At 72.0% G+C, this 23,778-nt stretch carries 25 protein-coding genes; 11 read left to right on the top strand and 14 right to left on the bottom strand.

What is annotated here, in order from left to right; all coding sequences use genetic code 11:
* Positions 1 to 9: 9 nt before the first annotated feature.
* Entirely contained in the window at positions 10 to 1,383 is a 1,374-nt protein-coding gene (locus ABT170_RS11105; RefSeq protein WP_351866248.1) for a DNA-3-methyladenine glycosylase 2 family protein, read from the bottom strand.
* 102 nt (positions 1,384 to 1,485) lie between these two features.
* A complete protein-coding gene (gene rsgA / locus ABT170_RS11100; protein ID WP_351866004.1) occupies positions 1,486 to 2,640 on the bottom strand; it encodes a ribosome small subunit-dependent GTPase A in 1,155 nt (384 codons plus the stop codon).
* Positions 2,641 to 3,054: 414 nt separating this feature from the next.
* On the opposite strand from rsgA, the gene ABT170_RS11095 reads away from it, so the two are divergent.
* The gene (locus ABT170_RS11095; RefSeq protein WP_329942628.1) at positions 3,055 to 3,555 is read left to right on the top strand and encodes a DUF5949 family protein; all 501 of its coding nucleotides are present in this window, start codon (positions 3,055 to 3,057) and stop codon (positions 3,553 to 3,555) included.
* Positions 3,556 to 3,693: 138 nt separating this feature from the next.
* On the opposite strand, the gene ABT170_RS11090 is transcribed toward ABT170_RS11095, so the two are convergent.
* From ABT170_RS11090 to ABT170_RS11065, 6 genes are all read right to left on the bottom strand, one after another.
* Complete coding sequence (locus tag ABT170_RS11090) at positions 3,694 to 4,101, bottom strand: rodlin (protein WP_329942627.1); 408 nt, start codon at positions 4,099 to 4,101, stop codon at positions 3,694 to 3,696.
* A gap of 119 nt (positions 4,102 to 4,220) precedes the next feature.
* Positions 4,221 to 4,418: a hypothetical protein gene (locus ABT170_RS11085; RefSeq protein WP_329942626.1), complete on the bottom strand. Its 198-nt coding sequence runs from the start codon at positions 4,416 to 4,418 to the stop codon at positions 4,221 to 4,223.
* A 310-nt stretch (positions 4,419 to 4,728) separates the two neighbouring features.
* Positions 4,729 to 5,139, bottom strand: a complete 411-nt coding sequence (locus ABT170_RS11080) for a rodlin (protein ID WP_329942625.1) — start codon at positions 5,137 to 5,139, stop codon at positions 4,729 to 4,731.
* Positions 5,140 to 5,330: 191 nt separating this feature from the next.
* On the bottom strand, positions 5,331 to 5,618 hold the full coding sequence (locus tag ABT170_RS11075; protein ID WP_329942624.1) for a hypothetical protein: 288 nt from the start codon (positions 5,616 to 5,618) through the stop codon (positions 5,331 to 5,333).
* A gap of 265 nt (positions 5,619 to 5,883) precedes the next feature.
* Entirely contained in the window at positions 5,884 to 6,117 is a 234-nt protein-coding gene (locus ABT170_RS11070; protein ID WP_329942623.1) for a chaplin, read from the bottom strand.
* A 292-nt stretch (positions 6,118 to 6,409) separates the two neighbouring features.
* Entirely contained in the window at positions 6,410 to 6,811 is a 402-nt protein-coding gene (locus ABT170_RS11065; protein ID WP_329942622.1) for a rodlin, read from the bottom strand.
* A gap of 539 nt (positions 6,812 to 7,350) precedes the next feature.
* Here ABT170_RS11065 and ABT170_RS11060 point away from each other — a divergent pair.
* Both ABT170_RS11060 and ABT170_RS11055 read left to right on the top strand, forming a co-directional pair.
* On the top strand, positions 7,351 to 8,121 hold the full coding sequence (locus ABT170_RS11060; RefSeq protein WP_351865998.1) for a chaplin: 771 nt from the start codon (positions 7,351 to 7,353) through the stop codon (positions 8,119 to 8,121).
* Between the two features lie 196 nt (positions 8,122 to 8,317).
* On the top strand, positions 8,318 to 9,511 hold the full coding sequence (locus tag ABT170_RS11055; RefSeq protein WP_351865995.1) for an FAD-dependent monooxygenase: 1,194 nt from the start codon (positions 8,318 to 8,320) through the stop codon (positions 9,509 to 9,511).
* A 317-nt stretch (positions 9,512 to 9,828) separates the two neighbouring features.
* Here ABT170_RS11055 and ABT170_RS11050 read toward each other — a convergent pair whose 3' ends face one another.
* A complete protein-coding gene (locus ABT170_RS11050) occupies positions 9,829 to 11,055 on the bottom strand; it encodes an acetyl-CoA C-acetyltransferase (RefSeq protein WP_329942619.1) in 1,227 nt (408 codons plus the stop codon).
* 118 nt (positions 11,056 to 11,173) lie between these two features.
* Positions 11,174 to 12,091 (bottom strand): LysR substrate-binding domain-containing protein, encoded by a 918-nt coding sequence (locus ABT170_RS11045; RefSeq protein ID WP_329942618.1) that lies wholly within the window; start codon positions 12,089 to 12,091, stop codon positions 11,174 to 11,176.
* Between the two features lie 179 nt (positions 12,092 to 12,270).
* On the opposite strand from ABT170_RS11045, the gene ABT170_RS11040 reads away from it, so the two are divergent.
* From ABT170_RS11040 to ABT170_RS11030, 3 genes are read left to right on the top strand one after another with little or no spacing between them, the layout of a single operon-like run.
* Positions 12,271 to 13,209 carry a CoA transferase subunit A gene (locus ABT170_RS11040; protein ID WP_329942617.1) on the top strand — a complete coding sequence of 313 codons (939 nt, stop codon included), beginning with the start codon at positions 12,271 to 12,273 and terminating at the stop codon, positions 13,207 to 13,209.
* A gap of 26 nt (positions 13,210 to 13,235) precedes the next feature.
* The gene (locus ABT170_RS11035) at positions 13,236 to 14,066 is read left to right on the top strand and encodes a CoA-transferase subunit beta (RefSeq protein ID WP_502970501.1); all 831 of its coding nucleotides are present in this window, start codon (positions 13,236 to 13,238) and stop codon (positions 14,064 to 14,066) included.
* A 16-nt stretch (positions 14,067 to 14,082) separates the two neighbouring features.
* Positions 14,083 to 15,618, top strand: coding sequence for a 3-hydroxyacyl-CoA dehydrogenase (locus ABT170_RS11030; protein ID WP_351865987.1), 1,536 nt, complete (start codon positions 14,083 to 14,085; stop codon positions 15,616 to 15,618).
* 106 nt (positions 15,619 to 15,724) lie between these two features.
* Here the strand turns inward: ABT170_RS11030 and ABT170_RS11025 are convergent, their stop codons facing one another.
* Both ABT170_RS11025 and ABT170_RS11020 read right to left on the bottom strand, forming a co-directional pair.
* A complete protein-coding gene (locus ABT170_RS11025) occupies positions 15,725 to 16,318 on the bottom strand; it encodes a hypothetical protein (protein ID WP_351865985.1) in 594 nt (197 codons plus the stop codon).
* Complete coding sequence (locus tag ABT170_RS11020) at positions 16,315 to 17,010, bottom strand: hypothetical protein (RefSeq protein WP_329942613.1); 696 nt, start codon at positions 17,008 to 17,010, stop codon at positions 16,315 to 16,317. The genes ABT170_RS11025 and ABT170_RS11020 overlap by 4 nt, the downstream gene beginning before the upstream one ends.
* A 152-nt stretch (positions 17,011 to 17,162) precedes the next feature.
* On the opposite strand from ABT170_RS11020, the gene ABT170_RS11015 reads away from it, so the two are divergent.
* A complete protein-coding gene (locus ABT170_RS11015) occupies positions 17,163 to 17,555 on the top strand; it encodes a VOC family protein (RefSeq protein ID WP_329942612.1) in 393 nt (130 codons plus the stop codon).
* Here ABT170_RS11015 and ABT170_RS11010 read toward each other — a convergent pair.
* Both ABT170_RS11010 and ABT170_RS11005 read right to left on the bottom strand, forming a co-directional pair.
* Positions 17,495 to 18,268: a DUF6597 domain-containing transcriptional factor gene (locus ABT170_RS11010; RefSeq protein WP_502970500.1), complete on the bottom strand. Its 774-nt coding sequence runs from the start codon at positions 18,266 to 18,268 to the stop codon at positions 17,495 to 17,497. The genes ABT170_RS11015 and ABT170_RS11010 overlap by 61 nt on opposite strands.
* Positions 18,269 to 18,290: 22 nt before the next feature.
* Positions 18,291 to 19,553, bottom strand: a complete 1,263-nt coding sequence (locus ABT170_RS11005) for a YihY/virulence factor BrkB family protein (protein WP_329942610.1) — start codon at positions 19,551 to 19,553, stop codon at positions 18,291 to 18,293.
* A gap of 17 nt (positions 19,554 to 19,570) precedes the next feature.
* Between ABT170_RS11005 and ABT170_RS11000 the strand changes: the two genes are divergently transcribed.
* From ABT170_RS11000 to ABT170_RS10985, 4 genes are all read left to right on the top strand, one after another.
* Complete coding sequence (locus ABT170_RS11000; protein WP_351865977.1) at positions 19,571 to 21,208, top strand: acyl-CoA dehydrogenase family protein; 1,638 nt, start codon at positions 19,571 to 19,573, stop codon at positions 21,206 to 21,208.
* A 299-nt stretch (positions 21,209 to 21,507) separates the two neighbouring features.
* Complete coding sequence (locus ABT170_RS10995) at positions 21,508 to 22,800, top strand: GAF domain-containing protein (RefSeq protein WP_351865974.1); 1,293 nt, start codon at positions 21,508 to 21,510, stop codon at positions 22,798 to 22,800.
* A gap of 92 nt (positions 22,801 to 22,892) precedes the next feature.
* On the top strand, positions 22,893 to 23,489 hold the full coding sequence (locus ABT170_RS10990) for a GNAT family N-acetyltransferase (RefSeq protein WP_329942607.1): 597 nt from the start codon (positions 22,893 to 22,895) through the stop codon (positions 23,487 to 23,489).
* A gap of 188 nt (positions 23,490 to 23,677) precedes the next feature.
* Complete coding sequence (locus ABT170_RS10985) at positions 23,678 to 23,761, top strand: putative leader peptide (RefSeq protein ID WP_309500612.1); 84 nt, start codon at positions 23,678 to 23,680, stop codon at positions 23,759 to 23,761.
* Positions 23,762 to 23,778 lie beyond the last annotated feature (17 nt).

Raw genomic sequence — 23,778 nt, 5'->3', positions numbered from 1 at the left:
GCCGCGGCCTCACGGCCCTTCGAGCTCCAGATGACGTACGGCGTACGAGCGCCAGGGCCGCCAGGACTGCCGCGCCCCGCCGCCCGGCTCCCCGTCCGGGTCCGGATCGACGTCGGGATCGCCGAGTGCCCGCATCCGGATCAGCGCCGCGCTGCGCGGGTCCATCCCCGGCAGCCGGCGCAGCGCCGCTTCCGCCTCGTCCCGGTCCGCACCGGCGTCCAGCCGTACGCCGCCGTCGGCCAGCGCCGCCGCCAGCGCCACCAGCGCGGGTTCCACCGGAGCACCGGCCAGCACGCCCGGCTCGGGGAACACATGGGTGAGACCGCCGCACGGCACATCCAGCACCTTGCCGTACCGCACCACCAGCTCCTCCGCCCGCGCACGCCCCACCAGCGTCCGTACGGCGAACTCCTCCGGGGACGCGGTCCCCGGCGACCGCAGCCCCGGCCGCGCGGCGACGAGCGGTGCGAGCCGGGGGTGGGCACCGAGCGCCTCGTCGACGGCGTACGGATCGGCGTCCAGATCCAGGAGCCGGCGCAGCCGCTGCACGGCGGTGGTGAGGTCGCGCAGATCGGTCAGCTGGATCCGGGCCCGGAGCCACGGCCCCGGCGACGCCTCGTCGACGGCGACGATGCCCGTCCCGTACGGCAGCCGGAGCGTGCGGCGGTAGGTGCGGTGACCGGGCGTCCCGCTGATCTGCTCGATCCTTGCCACGGTCGTGGAGCCGAGCAGGTCGAACATCTCCCGTGCGGCGTACGGGCCCCGGTGGGCGAGCCGGAGCGGTATCCCGGCCCGGCGGCCCTCCCGCTCCGCGGCCCCCAGGCCCGTACCGGCCTCGGTCCGCAGTGCGCTGGGCGTACGGGCGTAGATCTGCCGGATCGTGTCGTTGAACTGCCGCACACTGGCGAAGCCGGACGCGAAGGCGATCTCGGTGACCGGCAGGCCGGTGGTCTGCAGGAGCAGCCGGGCGGTGTGCGCACGCTGGGCGCGGGCGAGCGCGACGGGCCCGGCCCCCAGCTCGGCGTTGAGCTGACGCTGGACCTGCCGCGGGCTGTAGCCGAGGCGTTCGGCGAGACCGGGGACGCCCTCCCGGTCCACCACGCCGTCGCTGATCATCCGCACGGCCCGGCCCGCCACATCGGCGCGGACGTTCCACTCGGCCGAGCCGGGGACGGCGTCCGGACGGCAGCGTCGGCAGGCGCGGAAGCCATGGCGCTGGGCGGCGGCCGCGGTCGGGTAGAAGCGGACGTTCTCGCGCTTGGGGGTGACGGCGGGGCAGCTCGGCCGGCAGTAGATGCCGGTGGTCACGACGGCGAAGAAGAACTCTCCGTCGAACCGTGCGTCGCGGCTGCTCACCGCCTCGTACCTGGTCTCTTCGTCCATCACACCGTCCAGTGTGCGGCAGCCCCCGCTGCCGCACTCGCGGTATTCGGACATCGAACCACCGGCGCCGGGGCCACCGGACACCGGCCCGGGTGGCGGTGACTACCGCACCCGGCCGCGCTTGGCCTGCATCGCCGCCCGCCCCTCCGCGCCCTTGCGCTTCCAGTCCCGCAGGATCTCGGAGCGCATCCGGGCATCGGTCTTGGCGACGATGCGCTGGTTCTCGCGCAGCAGCTTGCGGTAGCTGTCGAGGCGCCGCACGGGCAGCGTCCCGTCCTCGATCGCGCCGAGCACCGCGCAGCCGGGCTCGGCCTCGTGGGCGCAGTCGTGGAAGCGGCACTGCCGCGCCAGGTCCTCGATCTCCGAGAAGACCTGGCCGACCCCCTGTTCCGCGTCCCACAGCCCGACGCCGCGCAGCCCGGGGGTGTCGATGAGGACACCGCCGTGCGGCAGGACGAGGAGGTTGCGGGTCGTGGTGGTGTGCCGGCCCTTGCCGTCGACGTCGCGGGCGGCCCGCACCGTCATGACGTCCTCGCCGAGCAGGGTGTTGGCGAGGGTCGACTTGCCCGCGCCGGAGAGCCCGAGCAGCACGCTCGTACCGCCGGAGACGACGGCGGAGAACACGTCGAGCCCCTCGCCGGTGGCGGAGCTGACCGGCAGTACCTGGACTCCGGGCGCGATGGACTCGATGTCCTCGACGAGGTGGGACAGCGTGGCGACGTCCGGCACCAGGTCGGACTTGGTGAGCAGCACGATCGGCTGGGGATCGCTCGCCCCGGCCGCGGATCCGTCCCGCAGCAGCGCGTCACCGCTGGAGCTGGACATGGCGAGCGCGAGGAAGCGCTCAAGACGCCCGAGGTCGAGCTCGACGGCGAGCGAGACACAGATGGCGATGTGATCGATGTTGGTGGCGAGCACCTGTCCCTCGGAACGCTGCGAGGACGTCGAGCGCACAAATGCGGTACGCCGCGGCAGCAGCGTCCGCACGAACAGGGGGTCGCCGTGGGGATCGACGGCCACCCAGTCCCCGGTGCAGACGATCCGCATCGGGTCACGGGGCACCACGAACGCGGTGTCCGCACGGAGTGTGCCGTCGGGGGTGATCACGTCGCACTGACCGCGGTCCACCCGTACCACGCGGCCGGGCAGGAGTCCCTGTTCGGCGTACGGGGCGAAAGCGGCCGCCCAGTCGTCGTCCCAGCCGTAAGGAGCCAGCGGGTGCGACGAGGACGGGACGGAAAGAATCGGGAAAGACAAGGGGGAACCCTTCACAAGGGTGGCCCCGGCACCGCGCGCTCGGCGCGGGAGGTTCACACGAGGGTCAGCCGGTGGCCACGGGGGTGAGAACGATGCTCATCTGGTTGTGGGCAGTGCCCATCGCAACGACAGTCATCAATGTCCTCACCTCCTGTTTCCTCACGTAGGTCGCCCCGCCGCGCGGAACGTTGCCCACCATAGCCCGGTCCCGCCCGGCGCCGTCAACAGCTTTTCCCCGGGCCCGGCGGGAGGGGACACCTACCGGCTCGGCGCCCCGACCGCGGCCGGACGACGGCCGGGCAGCGCCTGGAACCGGGCCCGCGCCGGGATGCCGGCCGGAGATATCCGCCAATCTCCCTCGATCAGGTGATACGCATGCACATCGACCGGTCCCTGGCCGTTAGGGTGCCGAGCATGACCTCACCCCAGACCGCCACCGGCACGTTCACACAAGCCCAGTTGGGCACCCAGATCCTGATCGGCTGGAGCGGCGAACACCCCGACCAGGGCCATGATGTCGCCTTCCTTCTCACCTACTCGCTGGGCGACGGGCAGGACGGCCCCGAGGCCGGGGAGGCCGCCCTGCGTGTGGCCCTGGAGCGCGCGGGCCTCCAGGTCGGCGGAGGTGTTCAGGACGCCTCCGAGACACCGGGCATCCAGGCGAAGCTCCTCGTCCAGGCCGGTCAGGCCGTCCTGACGCTTCCTCACCTCAAGGCCCAGTACACCGTCCCCGCGGAGTGGCTGGCCGCCGCCGAGGCGCAGGGCCAGGTGTACGTGATGTTCGCGACCCGCCCCTGGCCCGAGGCCGTGCCCGGACAGCCGGTCAGCGAAGAGCAGTTGCGGGGATTCGCGGCGAACCCGGAGGTCGTGAGCACGGCCGCCCACTGCCTCCTGCCCGTACGCGCCCTGGCCTGACCCTCCCGCGCGCCGTCCGGCCGCGACGATGCCCACCACCCCCCGTGGAGTGGTGGGCATCGTCGTGTGCGGTGCCGGGGCACATGAGTACGGGCGGCCCCGAGGGAGAACCCTCCGGGCCGCCCGCGCTCAGCGGTGTCAGTTGTTGCCGACGCCGTTGCCCGAGAGGACCGGGATGTCGTCCAGGACGTGCGACAGCGGCTCGTCGCCCTTGGCCTGGGTGGAGTTGTCGGCGCACTGCTGGTTCTGCGGGTTGGACAGGACGTTGATGTCCTGAACCGTGATCGGCACCAGGCCGATGAGCGAACCGACATTGACCTTGGCCGGGAGACCGATGCAGAGCTTGTTCAGGGTGCCCTGGACGAGCTGGTTCTGCGGGCTCCAGTCGCCGTGCGTGGCGGCGTTGCCAAAGGCCTGCGTGGCACCGTTGCCGTTGAGCGTGGTGGTGCCACCGTCGTTGCCGATCGCCATGGCCGTGGGGGCCGCGGCTGCGGACAGACCGATCAGGGACACAGCCACTGCCGCGCCGGCCATCATCTTCTTCATCAAGCTTCACCTTTCGGAGCGTTCCGTTGTGGAACGTACTGATCAACCCCCGCCGGAGCCATCGGTTCCGCACTACCACTCAAATGGGTGTGATCCGGCGTGAGGTCGACGCGGCGCGGTCATGTCCCGGCGATCTCGTGCGATGTGCGCGCCGCCGGGACGAGGCCGCCCCGGACCGCCGCGGGCTCCTGGGACGCGGCCGGACCGGAGCCTCGCCCGGCCGCCCGCCACTCGGCGACCAGCCGGTCGTAGATCGGTGTGCTGTCCTGTGCGGGCTGCTGTCCGCCCCGCGGCGGTCGACTCTCGTACTCATCCATGGAGAGGCCCTACCCGCGTGCGGCGGAACCGTCAGCCGCTGCTGCGGCATCCGGCCCAACCACACACCGCCCGACCACACACCGCTCGGTCGTGCGCCGCCCGGTCACGCGCCGTGCACCGGGCACGGAGTTCGCCCACGACGGGTCCTTCGCGCACGACGAAGGGGCCAGTGCATCCGCGCGACCGAAGAACGGTCGCTGTGCGGATGGACTGGCCCCACCTGTGGTCAGGCGTTGCGGACAGGCAGATTCCGGGCCGCTCCCCGGGAGTTCGGAGAAGTCAGCGGCGAGGGCCCGGAGTTACGCGGCCTCAGTTGTTGCCGACACCGTTGCCCGAGAGGATCGGGATGTTGTCCAGGATGTGCGACAGGGCCTCGTCGCCCTTGGCCTGGGTGGAGTTCTCGGTGCACTGCTGGTTCTGCGGCGACGACAGGACGTTGAGGTCCTGGACCGTGATCGGCACCAGGCCGATGAGCGAACCGAGATTGGCCTTGGCCGGGAGGGCGATGCAGGGCTTGTTGAGCGAGCCCTGGATGAGCGCGAACTGGGGGCTCCAGTTGCCGTGGGTGGCGGAGTTGCCGTAGGACTGCACGGCGCCGTTGCCGTTGACCGACGTGGTGCCGCCGTCATTGCCGATGGCCATGGCGGAGGGGGCAGCCGCAGCGGAGACACCGACGACCGAGGCAGCTACCGCCGCCGAGGCCAGAATCTTCTTGATCATAAAAAAGCCCTTCTGGGAAATTCTTGTGCCCGCCTATCCGGAGCGTCCTGACCAACTCTGTCCGGCGGGGATGGGTTGTGCTCATTCACTCGAACGATTCCACCGCCTCACAGGAATTCGAAAAGAACTCCTGCGGGGCGGCGGGCATCGGAGGGAATGCGAAGCGGTGGGGAAGTGATGCCGTACGACGGTCAGCCGCCGATGGTCATTCCACCGAGCATCGGGGCTGCCGCCTGGGCCACGCCGGTGGCCTCGCCCGCCAGCTTCCCGACGGTGCCGTCCTTCTGCACCGTCTCGGTGGCCGCGCCGACCGTGTCGACCAGCGGGTCCACCATCTCCGGGGTGCTGGCCATCAGCTGGTTCAGGCCACTGTCGAGGCTGAAGTTGGGGGCCGTGTCAGTAACGGCGAAGGCGGGAGCAGCCGTTCCGAGAGCGACCACGGAACCGGCAACGAGCGCAGCGGTCTTCGCGTACTTCACTTTCAGGTTCCCTTCTGCGCGGCATCTGTTTCGGTCACGTTCCCGTGCCGCACACAAGCTCTCTTTGCCTGTGACTTCTGCCGCTTTCCGTGAACAACGATCAGGCCGCGCACGGGAAACTACGCCGCTACAGATTTTTCCCGCCCGTACGGGGACCTGCCGAAAGTCCGCACGACGTTCGCACGGGGAAAAGGGGAAGGCCCCGGATCGACGATGGACGATCCGGGGCCGACCGAGGCCGAGCCATGGCTCAGCCGGTCTTCATTCAGCTGTTGATGCAGGTGTTGCCGAAGCTCGGGTTCAGCAGACCGATGATGTTCACGGTGTTACCGCAGACGTTGATCGGAACGTGGACCGGGATCTGCACGACGTTGCCGGACAGAACGCCCGGGGAACCGACGGCGATGCCCTCGGCACCCGCGTCGGCCATGGCCGGCGCGGCGAATCCCAGCGCCATGAGGGCTCCGGCGGCGACGGCGGCAACCTTGGTGTACTTCACTTTCATCCCTTTCCGCGGCGGAGTCTGGAGCGGTACGACTTTCGTATCGCCCGAGCGGAGTCTCTCGCGCTCGTGACTTCGACGCTGTAATTCGTAACGATTAACGACCGGGATCGAAACCGCCCAAGAAGAAGATTTCTCGGATTCCGCCCGAATGACGCAGTATCAGTCGACCCACATCACCGGCCGGTTCATATGACCAGCCGATGTACGGCCGTCCGTGGAGACAGCAGCAGGCCCGGACCGCTCGGTGGAGGAAAGCCGGCGGTCCGGGCCTGTGGTCGCGGTCCGGTCAGCCGTTGTGGGCGCCGTTGCCGGAGAGGATCGGGATGCTGTCCAGGATGTGCGACAGGGCCTCGTCACCCTTGGCCTGGGTGGAGTTCTCGGTGCACTGCTGGTTCTGCGGCGACGACAGAACGTTGATGTCCTGGAGCGAGATCGGCACGACGCCGATCAGCGAACCGGCGTTGGCCTTCAGCGGCAGACCGATGCAGGGCTTGTTGAGCGAGCCCTGGATCAGGCCGAACTGCGGGCTCCAGTCACCGTGGGTGGCAGCGTTGCCGAACACCTGCGCGGCACCGTTGCCGTTGACCGAGGTCGTGCCTCCGTCGTTGCCGATCGCCATGGCCTGCGTCGCGCCGAGACCGAGGATGGAGGCGGCGACAGCGCCCGTAGCCAGAACCTTCTTGATCACGATTAACCCTTCTCGAACCCGTTGCCCCGTACCGGAGCCTCCTGACCAACTCGCGGCCCGGCATTTGGTTCTCTCCATTCACCCGAATGCCGGACAGCCGGGATTCGTTGACGGGGGCCCACCAGGCTTCCGCCCCATCAGGGTGACCTTCTGTCCGCGTGTGCGAAACATCTTCCGGAAGGAAATTCGGGATGCCGATTAGGTGATTCGTGAAGGAATTGCGACCATTCTCCACGGAGGAACCGCCGCCGAACGCGTGAAAGTTGCCGTCCGGGCGAAGGCCGGAAAATATCGGAGGACCGAAGGGGCGCCTTCGCGTCCACCAACTTTCAACCAGCCCCTCCAGGCCAAATACGAACGTTCGTACGTCACACGTTCGGCTGATTACAAGATTTCCACTGACTTCCAAGTTTCCCTCACAACCCAGGGTCGTTAGGGGTGTCGTCCAGCGCGCACGTGCGTCTCGGCTCGAACGCGGCACCGCTCGGTGGCTCTGCGGGCGAATCGCCCACGCGAAATGTCCTAAGGAAGGGCAAGTAATGCGACAGGTTCTGAACAAAAGCATGATCGTCATGGCGGCGGCGTCGGGCATCCTGACCGCGGCCGGCGGTTCCGCGTACGCCGATGCCTCGGCCGCCGGTGCCGCGGTCGGTTCACCGGGGGTCGGCTCGGGCAACGCCGTCCAGGTGCCGGTGCACATCCCGGTCAACGCCTGCGGCAACACGGTCAATGTGATCGCGCTGCTGAACCCCGCCTTCGGCAACGCGTGCAAGAACGTGGACTCCGGCGGCCACCACGGACAGCAGAGCGGATCCAGCGCCCAGGGCGTGACGGCCGGCTCCCCCGGTGTCCTGTCGGGGAACCTGGTCCAGGCCCCCGTGGATGTCCCGGTCAACGCCTGCGGCAACAGCGTCAATGTCGTCGGCCTGCTAAACCCGGCCTTCGGCAATCAGTGCGCGAACGTGAGCGGCCCGGACCACCACGAGCCGCCGACCGAGCCGCCCACCGAGCCGCCCACCGAGGAGCCGCCCACGGAGGAGCCGCCGGTCGAGGAGCCCCCCACGGAGGAGCCCCCCGTCAATGAGCCGCCCGTCGAGGAGCCCCCGGTGAATGAGCCGCCGGTCGAGGAACCGCCTGTCCATGAGCCCCCCGTCAATGAGCCGCCGGTCGACACCCCCCGGCCGGAACGGCCCGGCTCGCACCTCGCCGAGACCGGTGCCGCAGGCCTCGGCATGGCTGCCGGGGCGAGCGCCGCGCTGCTGCTCGGCGGGGCGGTCCTGATGCGACGCACCCGCGGCACGCGGGTCTGAGCCCGGCCCCTCCGGGCGACGAGGCCCGGCCGGGCGGCTGAGGCCGTCCGGCCGGGTCACCGGCGGGCGACGGGGACACCGTGCCCGGACGTCGGCGTCCGGGCACGGGTGCCGTACCGGGCCGAGCGGGACGACGGGCCAGGTCGACGTCCCGCGTCCCGGTGCACCCCGGACCGACGGCGAAGGTGGTAGTGGCATGGCGGCAGCGGCCTTGCGCGTAGGAGTGATCGGCGGCAGCATCGCCGGCTGCGCGGCGGCCGTCGCGGGCTTCCGTGCCGGGGCGGACGTCACGGTGTACGAGCGCAGCGACGGCGAGCTCCAGGACCGGGGGTTCGGGATCGTGATCCCGCCGCCCCTGCACGAGGATCTGGTCTCGGCCGGCTATCTGGACGCGGCGATGCCCACGGCCCCGGTGGCGTACCGGGCCTGGGTCACCCGGCAGCCGGGGGGACGTTCCGCGCGGGAGTTCGCACGACAGGATGCCGCGGTGACGCCCTGCAACTGGGGTTTGCTGTGGCGGTCGTTGCGCGGGAATGTGGGTGGGGCACGCTATCTGCGGGGCCGGCCGGTGACCGCCGTACGGCAGGAGCCGGACGGGCGGGCGGTGATCCGCACCGCGGACGGCGAGGAGAGGTACGACATCGTCGTGGGGGCCGACGGGCACAGGTCCCCGACCCGTCAGGTGCTGGCCCCCGGTCTGTGCCCGACGCCCGCCGGATATCTGGTGTGGCGCGGCACGATTCCGCTGAGCGCCCTCGCCGGTCATCCCCGGGAGCTGGAGCTGCTGCGCGAGGCGTGGGTCACCGTGGGCTTCCGGGGCGGTCATGGGATCTTCTATCTGATTCCGGCCGGTCACCGGGACGGCGCGCGGGCCCGCGGGACCGGCGGCCAGGTGATCGCGTACGCCGTCTACGGCCGGCCGCCCGCGCCGGGCACCGACGCCGGCGCCCACGTACGCACGATCGCCGAGGAGCATTTCCCGGATTCATGGGCCGACATCGTCGCGCGTGGCGAGCACCTCGCCATGGCCTGTCACCCGGTGGCCGATGTCCAGGTTCCCCGCGCCGCGCGCTCCCCGCTCCTGCTCGCCGGGGACGCGGCGGGAGTGACCAGGCCGCACACGGCCAGCGGCGCGGTCAAGGCACTCCAGGACGCGCTGTGTCTGGAGCGGGCGCTCCGGGAGTCGGCCTCACCGGCCCGCGCGCTGGAGCGGTACGCGGACGAACGCACGGCGGCGGGCGCCCGCCTGATGGAGCTGGGACGCAGGCTGGGGCACGCGCAGGTGGAGGCGACCCCGGACTGGGCGGCCATGGGCCAGGCCGAGGTGGACGCGTGGTGCCGGGTCACGCTGGCGGGGACCCGGCACTATCTGTACGGGGAACTGCGATAGGGCCACGCCCGGACGAGCGGCGCTGTGCCATGTGACATGCGCGATGGCACTGGGGCGACATGCCCGGTGACCCCGGGGTGACATGCGCGGTCGCGCGGGAGTGACATGCGTGGTCGCGCGGTGTGACGGCGGTGGTGGGCGCGGTGTGACGGCGGTGGTGGGCGCGGTGTGACGGCGGTGGTGGGCGCGGTGTGACGGCGGTGGTGGGCGCGGGGCGACGGCGGTGGTGGGCGCGGGGCGACATATCGCCATGCGGCCCGCCGTACCGCGCCGCGCCGGGTCCGGTCGGCGCCCACGCCCCACGCCCCCGCCCGGCGTCAGGGGGCGATGCGCTCGAAGACCGCCGCCAGGCCCTGGCCGCCACCGATACACATGGTCTCCAGGCCGTAGCGCGCCTCCCGGCGGTGCAGTTCCCGGGTCAGCGTGGCGAGGATGCGGGCGCCGGTGGCTCCCACCGGATGCCCGAGCGAGACCCCGGACCCGTTGACGTTGATCCGCTGCTCATGGTCGCTCTCGCCGAGTCCCAACTCGCGTGTGCACGCCAGCACTTGTGCGGCGAAGGCTTCGTTGAGCTCGATCAGGTCGAGGTCGGCGAGCGTGAGCCCGGCGCGGTCGAGGGCCGCGCGGGTGGCGGGGACGGGGCCGATACCCATGGTCGCGGCCGGGACTCCGGCACGGGCGAAGGAGACCAGACGCACGAGCGGTGTGAGGCCGAGGCGTTCGGCCGTGGCCGCGCCGGTCACCAGGCAGGCGGCGGCCGCGTCGTTCTGGCCGCTGGCGTTGCCCGCGGTGACGGTGGCCCCGGGATCGGACTTGCCCATGACCGGTCGGAGCGCGGCCAGTTGCTCGGCCGTGGTGTCGGGGCGCGGGTGCTCGTCGGCGGTGACGGTCGTATCGCCCTTGCGGCTCCGCACGGTGACGGGGACCGTCTCCGCGGCGTACCGGCCCTCGGCGGCGGCGGTCGCGGCACGCCGCTGCGACCGCAGGGCCAGCGCGTCCTGGTCGGCGCGGCTGATCCCGTACGCGCGGCGCAGGTTCTCCGCGGTCTCGATCATGCCGCCGGGGACGGGATGGTTGACACCGCCCGCGGTGACGCGGCCACGGGCCAGTGAGTCGTGCAGTTGGAGGCCGGGGCCCTTGATCCCCCAGCGTCCGTCGTGCGTGTAGTAGGGGGCGGCGCTCATCACGTCGACACCGCCCGCGATCACGACCTCGCTGAACCCCGCCCGGATCTGCATCGCCGCGTCGAGTACGGCCTGGAGGCCGGAGCCGCAGCGGCGGTCGATCTGGGAACCCGTGACGGACTCGGGGAGTCCGGCGTCCAGTGCGGCGACCCGGCCGATGGCCGGGCCCTCGGCGGACGGGTAGGCCTGGCCGAGGATCACTTCGTCGACGCGGCCGGGGTCGATGCCCGTACGGGCGACGACCTCGGCGATGACGCGTGCGGCGAGCGAGGCCGGTGTCTGCTGCGCGAACGCCCCGCCGAAGCGGCCGATGGGGGTGCGCAGCGGTTCGCAGATGACGACATCGAGCGGGTCGGGCACGGCGGGGCCTTTCGCGAGGGGCGGCGGGGACGGTGGGCGGGGTACCGGGGTGACCTTCGCATCCGGCCACTGAGCCGGTCCAATATCGAATTCGCCCTGGTTCGAGAGGCGGCACGTCTCAATGGGGCTCCGGTCCCGTTCGGCGGACCGGTGTCGGCAGCGCGTCCTCGGCGACGGCGAGCACGGCGCGCAGTGCGGCGGAGGGGTTGTCGGCCCGCCAGGCCAGGGCCGCCTGGCGGCGGATGGGCGGTCCGGCGAGGGGGCGGTAGACGAGCCCGTTCTGCTGGATGTGCCGGCAGGAGGTGACCGTGAGGGCGACGCCGACCCCTGCGGCGACCAGCGCCATGATCGTGTACGAGTCGGGGGCCTCCTGCACCACGCGCGGGTTGAACCCGGCGCCCTCGCACGCCTCGACCATCGCGTCGCGCACGGTGGAGCCGGTGTTGGCCGGGAAGGAGACGAAGGGTTCCTCGGCCAGGGCCTCGACCGGCACCGTCTCCCGGCGGGCGAGCGGGTGGTCGAAGGGCAGGGCGCACAGCAGCTCCTCCTCGTCGATCACCCGGTACGCCACGCCCGGCCGGGTCACCGGCAGCCGGACGAAGCCGAGGTCGAGCGTGCCGTCAGCCACCCGGGACAGCGCGACATTGGCGTACGTCTGGCCGGTCATGACGAGTTCGAGACCGGGGTGGGCGGCGCGCACCGCGCGGGTCAGCCGGGGGAGCGTCTCGTGGCTGGAGGCCCCGGCGAAGCCGATGGTGACCCGGCCGTACTCACCGCGGCCGGCCGATCTGGCGGCGCGTACCGCCGTACCGAGGTCGTCCAGGACCGTTCGTACGGGTTCGAGGAACGACTCCCCCGCGCTGGTGAGCCGTACGGAGCGGGTGTTGCGGCGGAAGAGCTGGACGCCGAGCTCCTTCTCCAGCTGGCGGATCTGCTGGCTCAGCGGAGGCTGGGCCATCTGGAGCCTCCTGGCGGCCCGGCCGAAGTGCAGTTCCTCGGCCACGGCGACGAACGCGTTCAGATGACGCAGCTCCATACGGGCGCCTCCTCCCCTCGGTGCGCGGCGGTGATCCGGCGATCCATACGCGGGACGTCTTGATCCGACCTTAATTCGGTATTGGACAGCGATCAATGGCCGCTGACACGGTGGGGCGACCGTACGCACACGCCGAACGGCACGCACACGCCGAGCGCACGCCGACGCCGAGGAGCACCGTGGACCGGACGGACAAGGTCATGTCGATGAAGGCGGCCGTCGCCGCCTTCGTCCATGACGGGGACACCATCAGTCTCGAAGGTTTCACCCATCTCATCCCGACCGCCGCCGGGCACGAGATCATCCGGCAGGGCCGCCGCGATCTCACGGTCGTCCGGATGACCGCGGACATCGTGGTGGACCAGATGCTGGCGGCGGGCTGTGTCGCGCGGCTGGTCTCCTCCTTCGTGGGCAACTCCTCCGCCGGTTCGCTGGGCGAGCTGCGCAGGCGGATCGAGAGCGCGGATCCGGAGCCGCTCGCGTTCGAGGAGTACAGCCACTACGGGATGATCTGCCGCTATCTCGCCGGGTCCCAGCGGCTGCCCTTCTATCCGCTGCGTTCGTACGGCGGCAGCGACCTGCCGTCCGTCAACCCCGGTCTGCGCAAGGTCACCTCGCCCTATCCGGGCCCGGACGGCGGACCCGAGCGGATCTATGTCGTCCCGCCCGTCAATCCGGATGTGACGATCATCCACGCCCAGCGCGCGGACCGCCGGGGCAACACCCAGATGTGGGGGCTGACCGGCGTCCAGGCCGAGGCGGTGTTCGCCGCGGGCAGGGCGGTCGTCGTCGTGGAGGAGCTGGTCGACGACGAGGTGATCCGCTCGGACCCGAACCGCACGCTGGTTCCGGCCCACGCGGTCGACGCGGTGGTGGTGTGCCCGCGCGGCGCGCACCCCTCGTTCGCGCAGGGGTACTACGACCGGGACAACGCCTTCTACCGGGCCTGGTCGGGGATCAGCAAGGACCCTCAACGGCTCCGGGCCTGGCTGGACGAGTGGGTCCTCGGCACGGCCGACCACGCCGAGTACGTGGCCAAGCTCGGTGAGGAGTTCTGGGCGGGGCTCGCGGTCGGCGAGGCGCTGAGCGAGCCGGTGAACTACGGACGACGGCTGTGAGCGCGGGACACCGGAGGGAACCGGCCATGAGGACGAGCGCCGCGAACACCACCGGCACGGCAGGCTCCGCAGCCGCGGCCCCCGAGAGCTCCCCGGCGTCCCCCGTCACCTCCTCCGAGCTGCTCGCCGTCGTCGCCTCCCGCGAACTGGCCGCCCGGCGCACCGTGTTCGCCGGAATCGGCCTGCCGACGCTCGCCACCGAGCTGGCGCATCTGACCGTCGCGCCGGACATCGAGGTCGTGTACGAGTCCGGGGTCTGCGGCGCCCACCCCTCGCACCTTCCGGAGACCATCGCCGACGCGGTCCTGATCACCGGTGCCGAGGCGGTGCTGCCGATGCCCGCCCTGTTCGGCTGTGTCCTTCAGGGCGGCCACATCGACGTCGGGTTCCTGGGAGCCGCCCAGATCGACCGGTGGGGCAACCTCAACACCTCCGTGATCGGCGACTGGGAGAGCCCCTCGGTGCGGCTGCCCGGCTCCGGCGGCGGTGTGGAGGTGATGGCCAACTCCCGCGAGGTGTTCGTGGTGATGCGCCGCCACACCCCGCGTTCCTTCTCCGCCACCCTCGACTTCTGCACCACCCCGGGACCCGACCGGGCACTCGCCGAGGGCATCCGGCCGCTCGGCGTCGGCGTCACCCGGGTCATCACCGAACTGGGCATCCTGGCCCGCGCGGGCATCGGCGGGGAACTGCGGCTGGTCGCCGTCCACCCGGGCGTCACCGTCGAGCGGGTCCGGGCCGCGACCGGCTGGGACCTCCAGGTGGCCGATACCGTCACCACGGTGCCGTCCCCCACGGCCGCGGAGCTGCGGCTCCTGCGCGACGATGTCGACCCCCACCGGGTGTACCTCCGCTGAAAGGACCTCAACTGCCATGCGTATCAGGATTGTCGGCGCCGGAGCCATGGGGCGCGGGATCGCCCAGTGGGCGGCGAGTGCCGGGCACACCGTCGAGCTGGGCGACGTACGGGCCGAGGCGGTGACGGAGGCGCTGGACTTCGTCGCGTCGATGCTGGAGCGTGCCGTGGCCAAGGGCCGGATGACCGCCGGGGAACGGACCGCCGCCGGGGAACGGCTCATCCCTCTCGCGGACCCCTGGGCGGCCGGGGAGGACGTCGAGCTGGTCATCGAGGCTGTACGGGAGGATCTGGACACCAAGGCCGAGGTGTTCGGCAGGCTGGAGCGGGCGCTGCCCGCCTCGGCCGTCTTCGCCACCAACACCTCGTCCCTGTCGGTCACCCGGATCGCCGCGACGCTCCAGGACCCCTCACGGCTGGCGGGGCTGCACTTCTTCAACCCGGTCCCGCTGATGAGGATCGTCGAGGTGGTGCCGGGCGCGGCCACCCGCCCGGACATCCCGCCGGCGCTCACCGCGCTCGTCGAGAGCTGCGGCCACCGGGCGGTCACGGTGGCCGACACCCCCGGCTTCCTGGTCAACCACGCCGGACGCGGTCTGGTGACCGAGGCGCTGGCGCTGCTGGAGGAGTCGGTCGCCGACCCGGCCGGCATCGACCGGATCGCCCGTGATGTGCTGGGTCTGCGGATGGGTCCGTTCGAGCTGATGGATCTCACCGGGCTCGATGTGACGGCCGCGGTGATCGACTCGATCTGGCAGGGCTTCCGTCACGAGGACCGGCTGCGCCCCTCCTACCTCACACCGAACCGGGTGGCCGGCGGGCTGCACGGGCGCAAGACCGGCCGGGGCTGGTTCGCGTACGGGCCCGGGGCACCCGGCCCCGCCCCGGAGGCGCCGGTCACGGGTGACGCGGACCGGCCGGCGCATGTGCCCGGCGACGGGCCGCGGGCCGTGGCGCTGCGCGCGGCGCTGACGGCGGCGGGCGCCACCGTCGGGGCGGGCCGGGAACCGTCGGCGGAAGCCGTGGTGCTGGTCCCGGTCTGGGGAACGACGGTCGCCGCCGCGGTGGCCGCGCACGGGCTGCCGGCCGACCGCACCTTCGGGGTGGACCCGCTGCCCCCGGTGGGCCGACGACGGGTGCTCGCCGTGACCCCGGCGTCCGGTCCGGCCGCCGCCCGGGACGCCCGTGCGGTGCTGGCGCGTGCCGACAACGGCGCGGAGCCGTATGCCGTCTCGGTCGTGCGGGACACCGCCGGTTCCGTCGCCCAGCGGCTGCTGGCCTCGGTCGTGTCCGTCGCCGCGTCGATCGCGGAACGCTCGCTGGCCGCCCCGGCCGATATCGACCTGGCCGTGACGACGGGGCTCGGCTATCCGGTGGGGCCGCTGGCCTGGGGCGATCGGATCGGCGCCGGACAGATGCTGGAGCTGTCCCGGTCGCTGTACGCCACGACGGGTGATCCGCGCCACCGGCCGACCCGGTGGGTCACCGAGCGGGCGCAGCTCGGGCTGGCACTGACGGATCCCGGAACCACACCCGAGGCCTGCGCGGACTGACGGGAGGCCCCGGGCCGTACGCGGAGGGGCGCCCGGCGCCCGCCTCGGCCGGTCCGGGCCCCGCCTCGGCCCGTCGGCCGGATGACCATCGGCCCGTCGGCCCGCCTCAGCCCGTCAGCCGGATGACCGTCAGCAGTACGGCGGCGATGAGCGCTCCGAGTCCCAGGACCCGTATCTCCGGGCGGCGCGGCTCGATGCGTTCGGCCGGCGTTCCCGTGTGCTCCAGGTTCTCGGCCTGCCGGGACAGCTCCCCCGGTACCCGTACCGGCACGATCACCCGCCAGGGCTGTTCCGGGTCGTACCGGACCACCATGGACCGCCGGTTGCGGGCGTCCTGGAGGTCGAGCGGATGCCTGACGGTCACGCGGTACGGGGGCCGGGTGCCGGGCACGACCGTGATGTCGAACGCGAACGCCGTGTCCGGCGACTTCGGGTCCAGCGCGGGCAGCCTGGCGTCCTTGTTCACCACCCGCACCCCGTGGACGACGGCGGGCGCGAAGGCGCTCGGACCGCCGGACCGCAGGTCCAGCGCGGTTCCCGCAGGGGTCACCCGGGAGACCAGGTCGACGGCGACCAGGACGAGCACGGTGAGGTTCAGCCCGAGCAGCAGCAACCAGCGGGGGCCGTCGAGCGCCCCGTGCGCCAGGGCGGTCAGCGCGCCGCCGGTGAACACGGCGGCGAGCAGGGCGCGCGGGTTCACGGCCTCCCCTTCCGCGGGGTCGACACCCGGGAACTCGTCGCGTCGCCCGGGTGCTCCCCGTCGTACAGGACGAGTGCCGGGCGGCCCAGGGCGTACCGGTCGACGACGGCCGGGAACTCGTGGCGTACGCCGTCCCCGTCGTCGAAGCCCACGACGACCCGGCCGCGGTCGCGTGCCACCCGTTCCCACCCGGTCAGCTCCGCCTCGGCCACGGCGAGCCGGCGGCCGAGCGCGAGCCGGTGCAGGACCTGGGTCCGCCGGAGACCGAGGCGCAGGCCCCAGAGCGCGTAGAGGCATCCGGCGACGGTGACCGCCTGCGAGACGACGATCCAGTTCGACGGGGTGAACCAGCCCAGCATCCACTCGGCGGACGCGTCGGCGCGCACGTCCCCCGCGTCGATGGCGTCCCGCCAGCCCGTGCCGAACGCGGCACCGGCCAGCGCGACGGCGACGCCCGGGGCGGCACGGTGCAGATAGCGCGTCGAGAGCAGGCTCAGCGCCACCACCGCGGCGGCGCCCATCATCGGTGCCCCGCCCGCCAGGTCGTCGGTTCCGCAGCTGCCGCCCCCGCAGCTCCAGACCACCTTCGAGCCCTCGGCCGCGGCGACATGGAAGAGCAGCCACACCTGCCAGGCCATCAGCACACAGGCCGACGCGAGCGGCAACTGCGCCGCGAGCTTTCCCCGTGTCATCGCTCCCGTACCCCTCGTTCCTCTCTTCCCCCTGGTCATCCCCGGTCCGGCTCCGAATCTATGTCACCGGTTCCGGGGTGTGGGAGGCAGGTCGGGGGGCATGACCGTTTCGTACAAGACCTGGGCGGGACGCCGCGCCTACTGTCGGCCCCATGACTCCACGACTCGACGCCATCAGCGTCATCACCGCGGACCTGGCCGCGTCCCTCGCCTTCTACCGGCGGCTCGGCCTGGACATTCCGGCCGGTGCGGAATCCGCGCCGCACGTCGAAGCGACCCTGCCCGGCGGGGGGCGGCTGCTGTGGGACACCGAGGAGGTCATCCGCTCCTTCGACCCGGACTGGCGGCGGCCGGCGGGCGGGGAGCGCCTCGGCCTCGCGTTCCGCTGCGACAGCCCGGCGGAGGTGGACGCGGTGTACGCCGATCTGACCGGGGCCGGACATCCGGGGCATCTGGAGCCGTGGGACGCGGTGTGGGGACAGCGCTACGCCGTCGTGCTGGATCCGGACGGCTGCGGGGTGTCGCTGTTCGCGGATGCCGCGTAGCCGGTGCGGGCCAGATAGCCGCCCAGCGTGGTGCCCGCCAGTGCCCGTACCTCGCGGGCGAGGTGCGCCTGGTCGGTGCAGCCCGCGGTGAGCGCGGCCTCGGCGTACGGCGTTCCGGCCCGTACGAGGGCCAGCGCGCGCTGGAGCCGCAGCACCCGGGCCAGCGTCTTGGGCCCGTAGCCGAACGCGGCCAGTGAGCGGCGGTGCAGCTGGCGGGCGCCGAGGCCGGCCGACCGCGCGGTGGCGGCGACCGGCCGGCCGCGCCGGAGCTGCGCGGCGATGTGCGCGGTCAGCGGGTCCGGGGGGCCGGTGTCGGCGGCCCGGCGCAGGGCGAGACGTTCCAGCGCCGCGGCCGGTTCGGGGTCCTCGGCGATCCGTTCGGTGAGCCTGCGGACCTCGGCGCCCGGCCACAGCGCGGCGAGGGCGACACGGCGGTCGCGCAGTTCGTCCGCCGGGACGCCGAGCAGTGCGGGCGCGGTGCCGGGGGCGAAGCGGATGGCCGCGCACCGTCCGCGCTGTTCCCCGGCCGCCTCGAACGCGTGGGTGTCGGGTCCGGCGACGAGCAGTCCGCTCCGGGTCCAGATCAGGTCCATGCAGCCGTCGGGGAGGACGGGCCGGGAGGGCTCGTCGGGCCCGTTCCAGGTCCAGACGACCGCGCCCTCGAAGCGCGACGCCCGTTCCGCGTACCCGTGGGGCGTGTCCACGGCGCTCATCCGTGGTTCCCGCGGCGCGTCCTCACGGGGCCCGGAGCCCCGGGTTCTCGCCGGTGTCCGTCCACCCCGTGTCCGGGGTGTGCCGTACGCCGGTGGTGTCCCGCGGATCCCCGGCGGCATCGGCGTCCTTGCCGTCCTTGGGTTCCTTCGCTCCCTTGGGTTCCTTCTCCCGGGTCGCGTGCAGCCGGGACTTCACGTCGTCCGGCGGCAGGAAGCGCGACCAGCGCTCCGGGAACTCCGAGGGCATGTACGCGTCGTCGTCATCGTCGTCGTCCCCTGTGCCGTCCCAGGCCGTGTAGCGGGTACGGGCGACGAACTCGGCGGCCTGCGCGGCCCGGACGAGCTCGTTGGCCTCGCGGGCGGCGGCGGTCGCGAGCGAGGGCCACACCCGGTCGATGGCGGCGTTGACCGCGGCGCCCACCAGTACGGCGAACGCCGAGATGCCTATCCACAGCAGGACCGCGATGGGCGCGGCCAACGATCCGTAGATGGTGGGGCCTTCGACGGTGCTGGTGAGGTAGATCCTCAGCAGGAAGCTGCCGACCACCCACATCCCGAGGGCGACGAGCGCTCCCGGTACGTCCTCTATCCACGGCGAACGCACGGGTACGGACACGTGGTACAGCGTCGTGAGGAACGCGATCGTCAGCAGGATGACCAGCGGCCAGTACAGGACGGCGATGACCTCGGTGCCCCAGGGGACGAACTCCACCACCCGGTCCGGGCCGACCACCAGCAGCGGCAGCACCACCGCCCCCAGCAGCAGCGCGACGATGTACAGCAGGAAGGCGAGCAGCCGGGTCTTGACGATGCCGCGTTCGCCGTCGAGCCCGTACATGACGGTGATGGTGTCGATGAAGACGTTCACCGCCCGGGAGCCGGACCACAGGGCGATCGCGAAACCGATGGAGATCACATCGGGCCGGGCACCGGTCGTGATGTCCGCCAGGAGGGGTTTGGCGAAGTCGTTGACGCCCCGTTCGGACAGCACGGTCTGCGCGGCACCGAGGATGTTGCGCTCGATGGAGGCGACCGTGGTGGTGGCCGTCCACTCGTCGACGTAGCCGAGCAGTCCGATCAGACCGAGCAGCAGGGGTGGCAGGGAGAGCAGGGTGAAGAACGCCGCCTCGGCCGCGAGTCCGAGAATGCGGTACTCGATGCACGAGTTGACGGTGTCCTTGAGCAAGTGCCAGGCCATCTGCCGCTTGGATACGTTGCGGTAGAGGGCTCGGGCCCGGTGGAGCCGGCCCGGTGGCCGCTCGGGTGTTTCATTTGCTGCCTGCACCTCCTTACCGTATCGGCATGGCAGCCACCACTCACACAGTGACCAATCAGGTTCCGCCGCTGGTCGGCTATGACGTCTTCGCCGCCGACCGCGCCCTCACCGAGGCCGTGGAGCGGCACATCGCGCCCGGCGTCCTGCCCGAGGCACGGGAGGAGCTCGGAGCGCTCGGCCGGTCCGCCGGTTCCGCACAGGCCCAGGAATGGGGTGCGCAGGCGAATGAGAATCCGCCGAAACTGCGTACCCACGACCGCTACGGGCACCGTATTGACGAAGTGGAGTTCCATCCGTCCTGGCACCGGCTCCTGGGCCACGCGGTCTCGGCCGGTCTCACCGATGCCTGGGGCCGGCCGGCCGGTCATGTCCGGCGCGCGGCCGGGTTCCTGGTGTGGACGCAGGCCGAGGCGGGGCACGGCTGCCCGCTGTCCATGACGCACGCGGCGGTGCCCGCGCTGCGCACCGACCCGGTGCTGGCCGCCGAGTGGGAGCCGCGGCTGACCTCGCACGTGTACGAGGAGGGACTGCGGCCCGCCGCGCAGAAGTCCGGGGTGCTCTTCGGGATGGGCATGACGGAGAAGCAGGGCGGCACCGACGTACGGACCAACACGACGCGGGCCGAGCCGCTGCCGGGCGAGGGGGAGTATCTGCTCACCGGTCACAAGTGGTTCTGTTCGGCGCCGATGGCGGACGGCTTCCTGGTGCTGGCGCAGGCACCGGGCGGGCTGAGCTGCTTCCTCGTGCCGCGCGTCCTGCCGGACGGAACCCGAAATGTGTTCGGTATCCAGCGCCTCAAGGACAAACTGGGCAATAAGTCCAATGCGTCCGGCGAGATCGAGTTCGACGGGACCTGGGCGCGCCGGGTCGGCGACGAGGGACGCGGCGTACGCACCATCATCGAGATGGTGGCGGCCACCCGGCTGGACTGTGTGATCGGTTCGGCGGCGCTGATGCGGCAGGCGGTGGCGCAGGCGATCCATCACACCGCGCACCGCTCCGCGTTCGGCGGGCTGCTGATCGAGAAGCCGCTGATGCGCAACGTCCTGGCCGATCTGGCCCTGGAGTCGGAGGCGGCGACGGTCCTGGGCCTGCGGCTGGCCGCCGCGTACGACGCGGACACGGAGGAGGAGCGGGCGTTCCTGCGGCTCGCGGTGCCCGCGGCCAAGTACTGGGTGACCAAGCGCTGCACGGCGGTGGTGGGCGAGGCCCTGGAGTGCCTGGGCGGCAACGGGTACGTGGAGGAGTCGGGCATGCCCCGGCTACTGCGCGAGGCGCCGCTCAACTCGATCTGGGAGGGCTCGGGGAATGTGCAGGCCCTCGACGTGCTGCGGGCGCTCCAGCGTGAGCCGCAGGCCCTGGACGCGTACCTCCAGGAGGTCGGCAAGGCACGCGGCGCCGATCACCGGCTGGACGCCGCGATCAAGGACCTGCTGACCGAGCTGGCCGACCTGGAGGCCGTGGAGGCGCGGGCCCGCAGGATCGTCGAGCGGATGGCGCTCGTACTCCAGGGGTCGCTGCTGGCGCGCTGGGCGCCGCCGGAGGTCTCCGACGCGTTCTGCGCCTCACGGCTGGGCGGGGACTGGGGCATGGCCTTCGGGACGCTGCCGCACAGTCTGGATCTGGCCTCCGTGGTGGCGCGGGCCCGGCCCGTCGCCCGGTGAGGCGGTAGCGAAGCTACGGAGGGTGGTGCTGCGCCGACACGGCACCACCCTCCATGCTTCTGCGACACCGACGACGGGAACAGGCCCGTCATACGGTGTTCCGTCACTCTCGTACGGGCACGCGGCACATCACCAGAGTTGCAAAGGGTTGCAACCATTGTGTGGAGTGCGAGGTACAGGGAGCACGGCGGCGTCAGGATGGGGTTCCTTGGGGCTGAAGGCTGTCCGGAATTCGTCGTCGTACGCCCGCCAGGGGCTACGGGACAGCCTTTGGGGTCGGCTTTTTCTGGGGGGAACCCATGAGGGATACAGGGCCTGTCGAGGTGGCGCGGCTCACCGCGCGGGAGGCGGACCGGGCGGCGACCCGGCTGCTCCACGGCGCGCGGGACGCCCGGCTGACGGGCGAGCGTGCCCCGGTCGCCCCCCGTGCGGAGATCGACGCCTCCTGGGACCGGGTGGCGCGCAGTGGGATCGACCCGGAGCAGTCCCCCGGGAGCGATCTGCTGGAGGCGGACGAGATCGAGCACCGGCGCCGGAGCACGGTGCTGGGCGAGGTGATGCCGGTGCTGCGCGAGGGGCTGGGCTCCATCGCGGACGCGCAGCAGATCATGGTCGTCACCGATGTCGAGGGCCGGGTGCTGTGGCGCCAGGGCAATCCCGCCGTGATGCGCCGGGCCCATGACATCTGCCTGGAGGAGGGTGCCGCCTGGGCGGAGGCCGCGACCGGTACGAACGCGATCGGAACGGCGCTCGCCGCCCGCGCCCCCATCCAGGTGCACTCCGTCGAGCACTTCATCCGCGCGCTGCACACCTGGACCTGTGCGGCGGCCCCGGTACGCGATCCGCGTGACGGGCGGCTGATAGGGATCGTCGACATCAGCGGTCCGGCGTCCGCCTTCCATCCGACGGCACTCGCCCTGGTCGGCTCCGTCGCCAGGCTCGCCGAGGCCGAGGTGCGGACACGGCATCTGACCGCGATAGAACGGCTGCGCGCGGTGGCGGCGCCGATCCTGTGCCGGCTGGGCGGCCGGGCACTGGTGGTGGACACCCATGGCTGGCTGGCGGCGGTCACCGGGATGCCGCCGGTGGACCGGCTGCCCCTGCCCAAGTCGCTGCGGCCGGGCCGGGTGTGGCTGCCGTCGCTGGGCATGTGCCGGATGGAGCCGCTGCCCGGCGGCTGGCTGGTGCGGGTCGCGGACGGCTCGTCGGACGGGCCGCCGCGCCGGGTGGTGCTCGATCTGAGCCGGGCGCGGGGGCTCTCGGTCCATGTGGTCAGCCCGGTCGGCACCTGGACGCAGCGGCTCTCGCCCCGGCACGCGGAGCTGCTGTACGCGCTGGCGCTGCACCGGGAGGGGCGGACCGCCTCGGAGCTGGCGCGGGACATCTTCGGCGATCCGACCCGGACGGTGACGGTGCGGGCCGAGGTCTCCCGGATGCGGCGCCATCTGGCGGAGGTGCTGGCGCACCGCCCGTACCGCTTCGGCGAGGACGTCGAGGTGGAGGTGGTCCACCCGGAGCATCCGGGCGATCTGCTGCCGCACTCGAAGGCTCCGGTGGTGGTCGCGGCGCGGCGGCCGGTGCGGCGGGTCTGAGCCGGGAGGACGGGGCCGCACCGCCGGGTGTCCGCCGTCCGGGACGGGGCCCGCTTTGGGCCGGAACGGGGGGTCATGGTTGTCTGGCGGCCATGAGCAATGCCGCGAATCCCGACAGCCCCACCACCGAGGTGACCATCTGGTCGCTGGAGCAGACCTCACCCGCCGACCTGCGGCCCGCCGCCGTTCCGGAGGGTGATCTGCGGATCGTACGGTCGGCGGTGCCACTGCCCGAGTTCAGCCGGTTCCTCTATACGGCGGTCGGCGGCGACATCCAGTGGACCGACCGGCTCGCGATGACCTACGCGCAGTGGCAGGAGGCCCTGGAGCGGCCCGGGGCCGAGACCTGGGTGGCGTACGAGAACGGGACCCCGGCCGGTTACATCGAGCTCGACCCGCAGGACGACGGCGTGGTCGAGATCATGTACTTCGGGCTGATCCCGGCGTTCCGGGGCCGCCGCATAGGTGGCCATCTGCTCTCGTACGGGGTGGCGCGCGCCTGGGATCTGGCCGAGCGCTGGCCGGAGCGGACGGAGACGAAGCGGGTGTGGCTGCACACCTGTTCCAAGGACGGCCCGCACGCCATGGACAACTACCTGCGGCGCGGCTTCCGGCTCTTCGACACGAGGACCGAGCGGGAGCCGGACGTGGCGACACCCGGTCCGTGGCCCGGCGCGCACGCTTCCTGACGGCACACAACCGCACACGGCCGCACGCGACGGGACGGCGACGGCACACACGTATACGCACCTGTCCGGGGCGGCGCGGACCCCGCCCCGGGGTGACGCTCGACACAGCGTCTCGCTCTTCGGGACCATCTCGTCCACATAGCGGATAGTGGTGGACTGGCCCGAGATTCGCGTGACACGCTTCCGCCATGTCCGGAACTGGAATTGCCTTGGTGAGTCGACGCCACGTCGACCTCGGCCGCATGTCCAGCGCCATCTGTCCGGCGGGCTGAGAGTCCCAGCACCGCCG

The sequence above is a fragment of the Streptomyces sp. NPDC001787 genome (genome assembly GCF_040297465.1).
In the GTDB taxonomy this organism is placed as follows: Bacteria; Actinomycetota; Actinomycetes; order Streptomycetales; family Streptomycetaceae; genus Streptomyces.
Note: the sequence above shows the minus strand (reverse complement) of the source record. Positions and strands in the feature narration are given on the sequence as shown.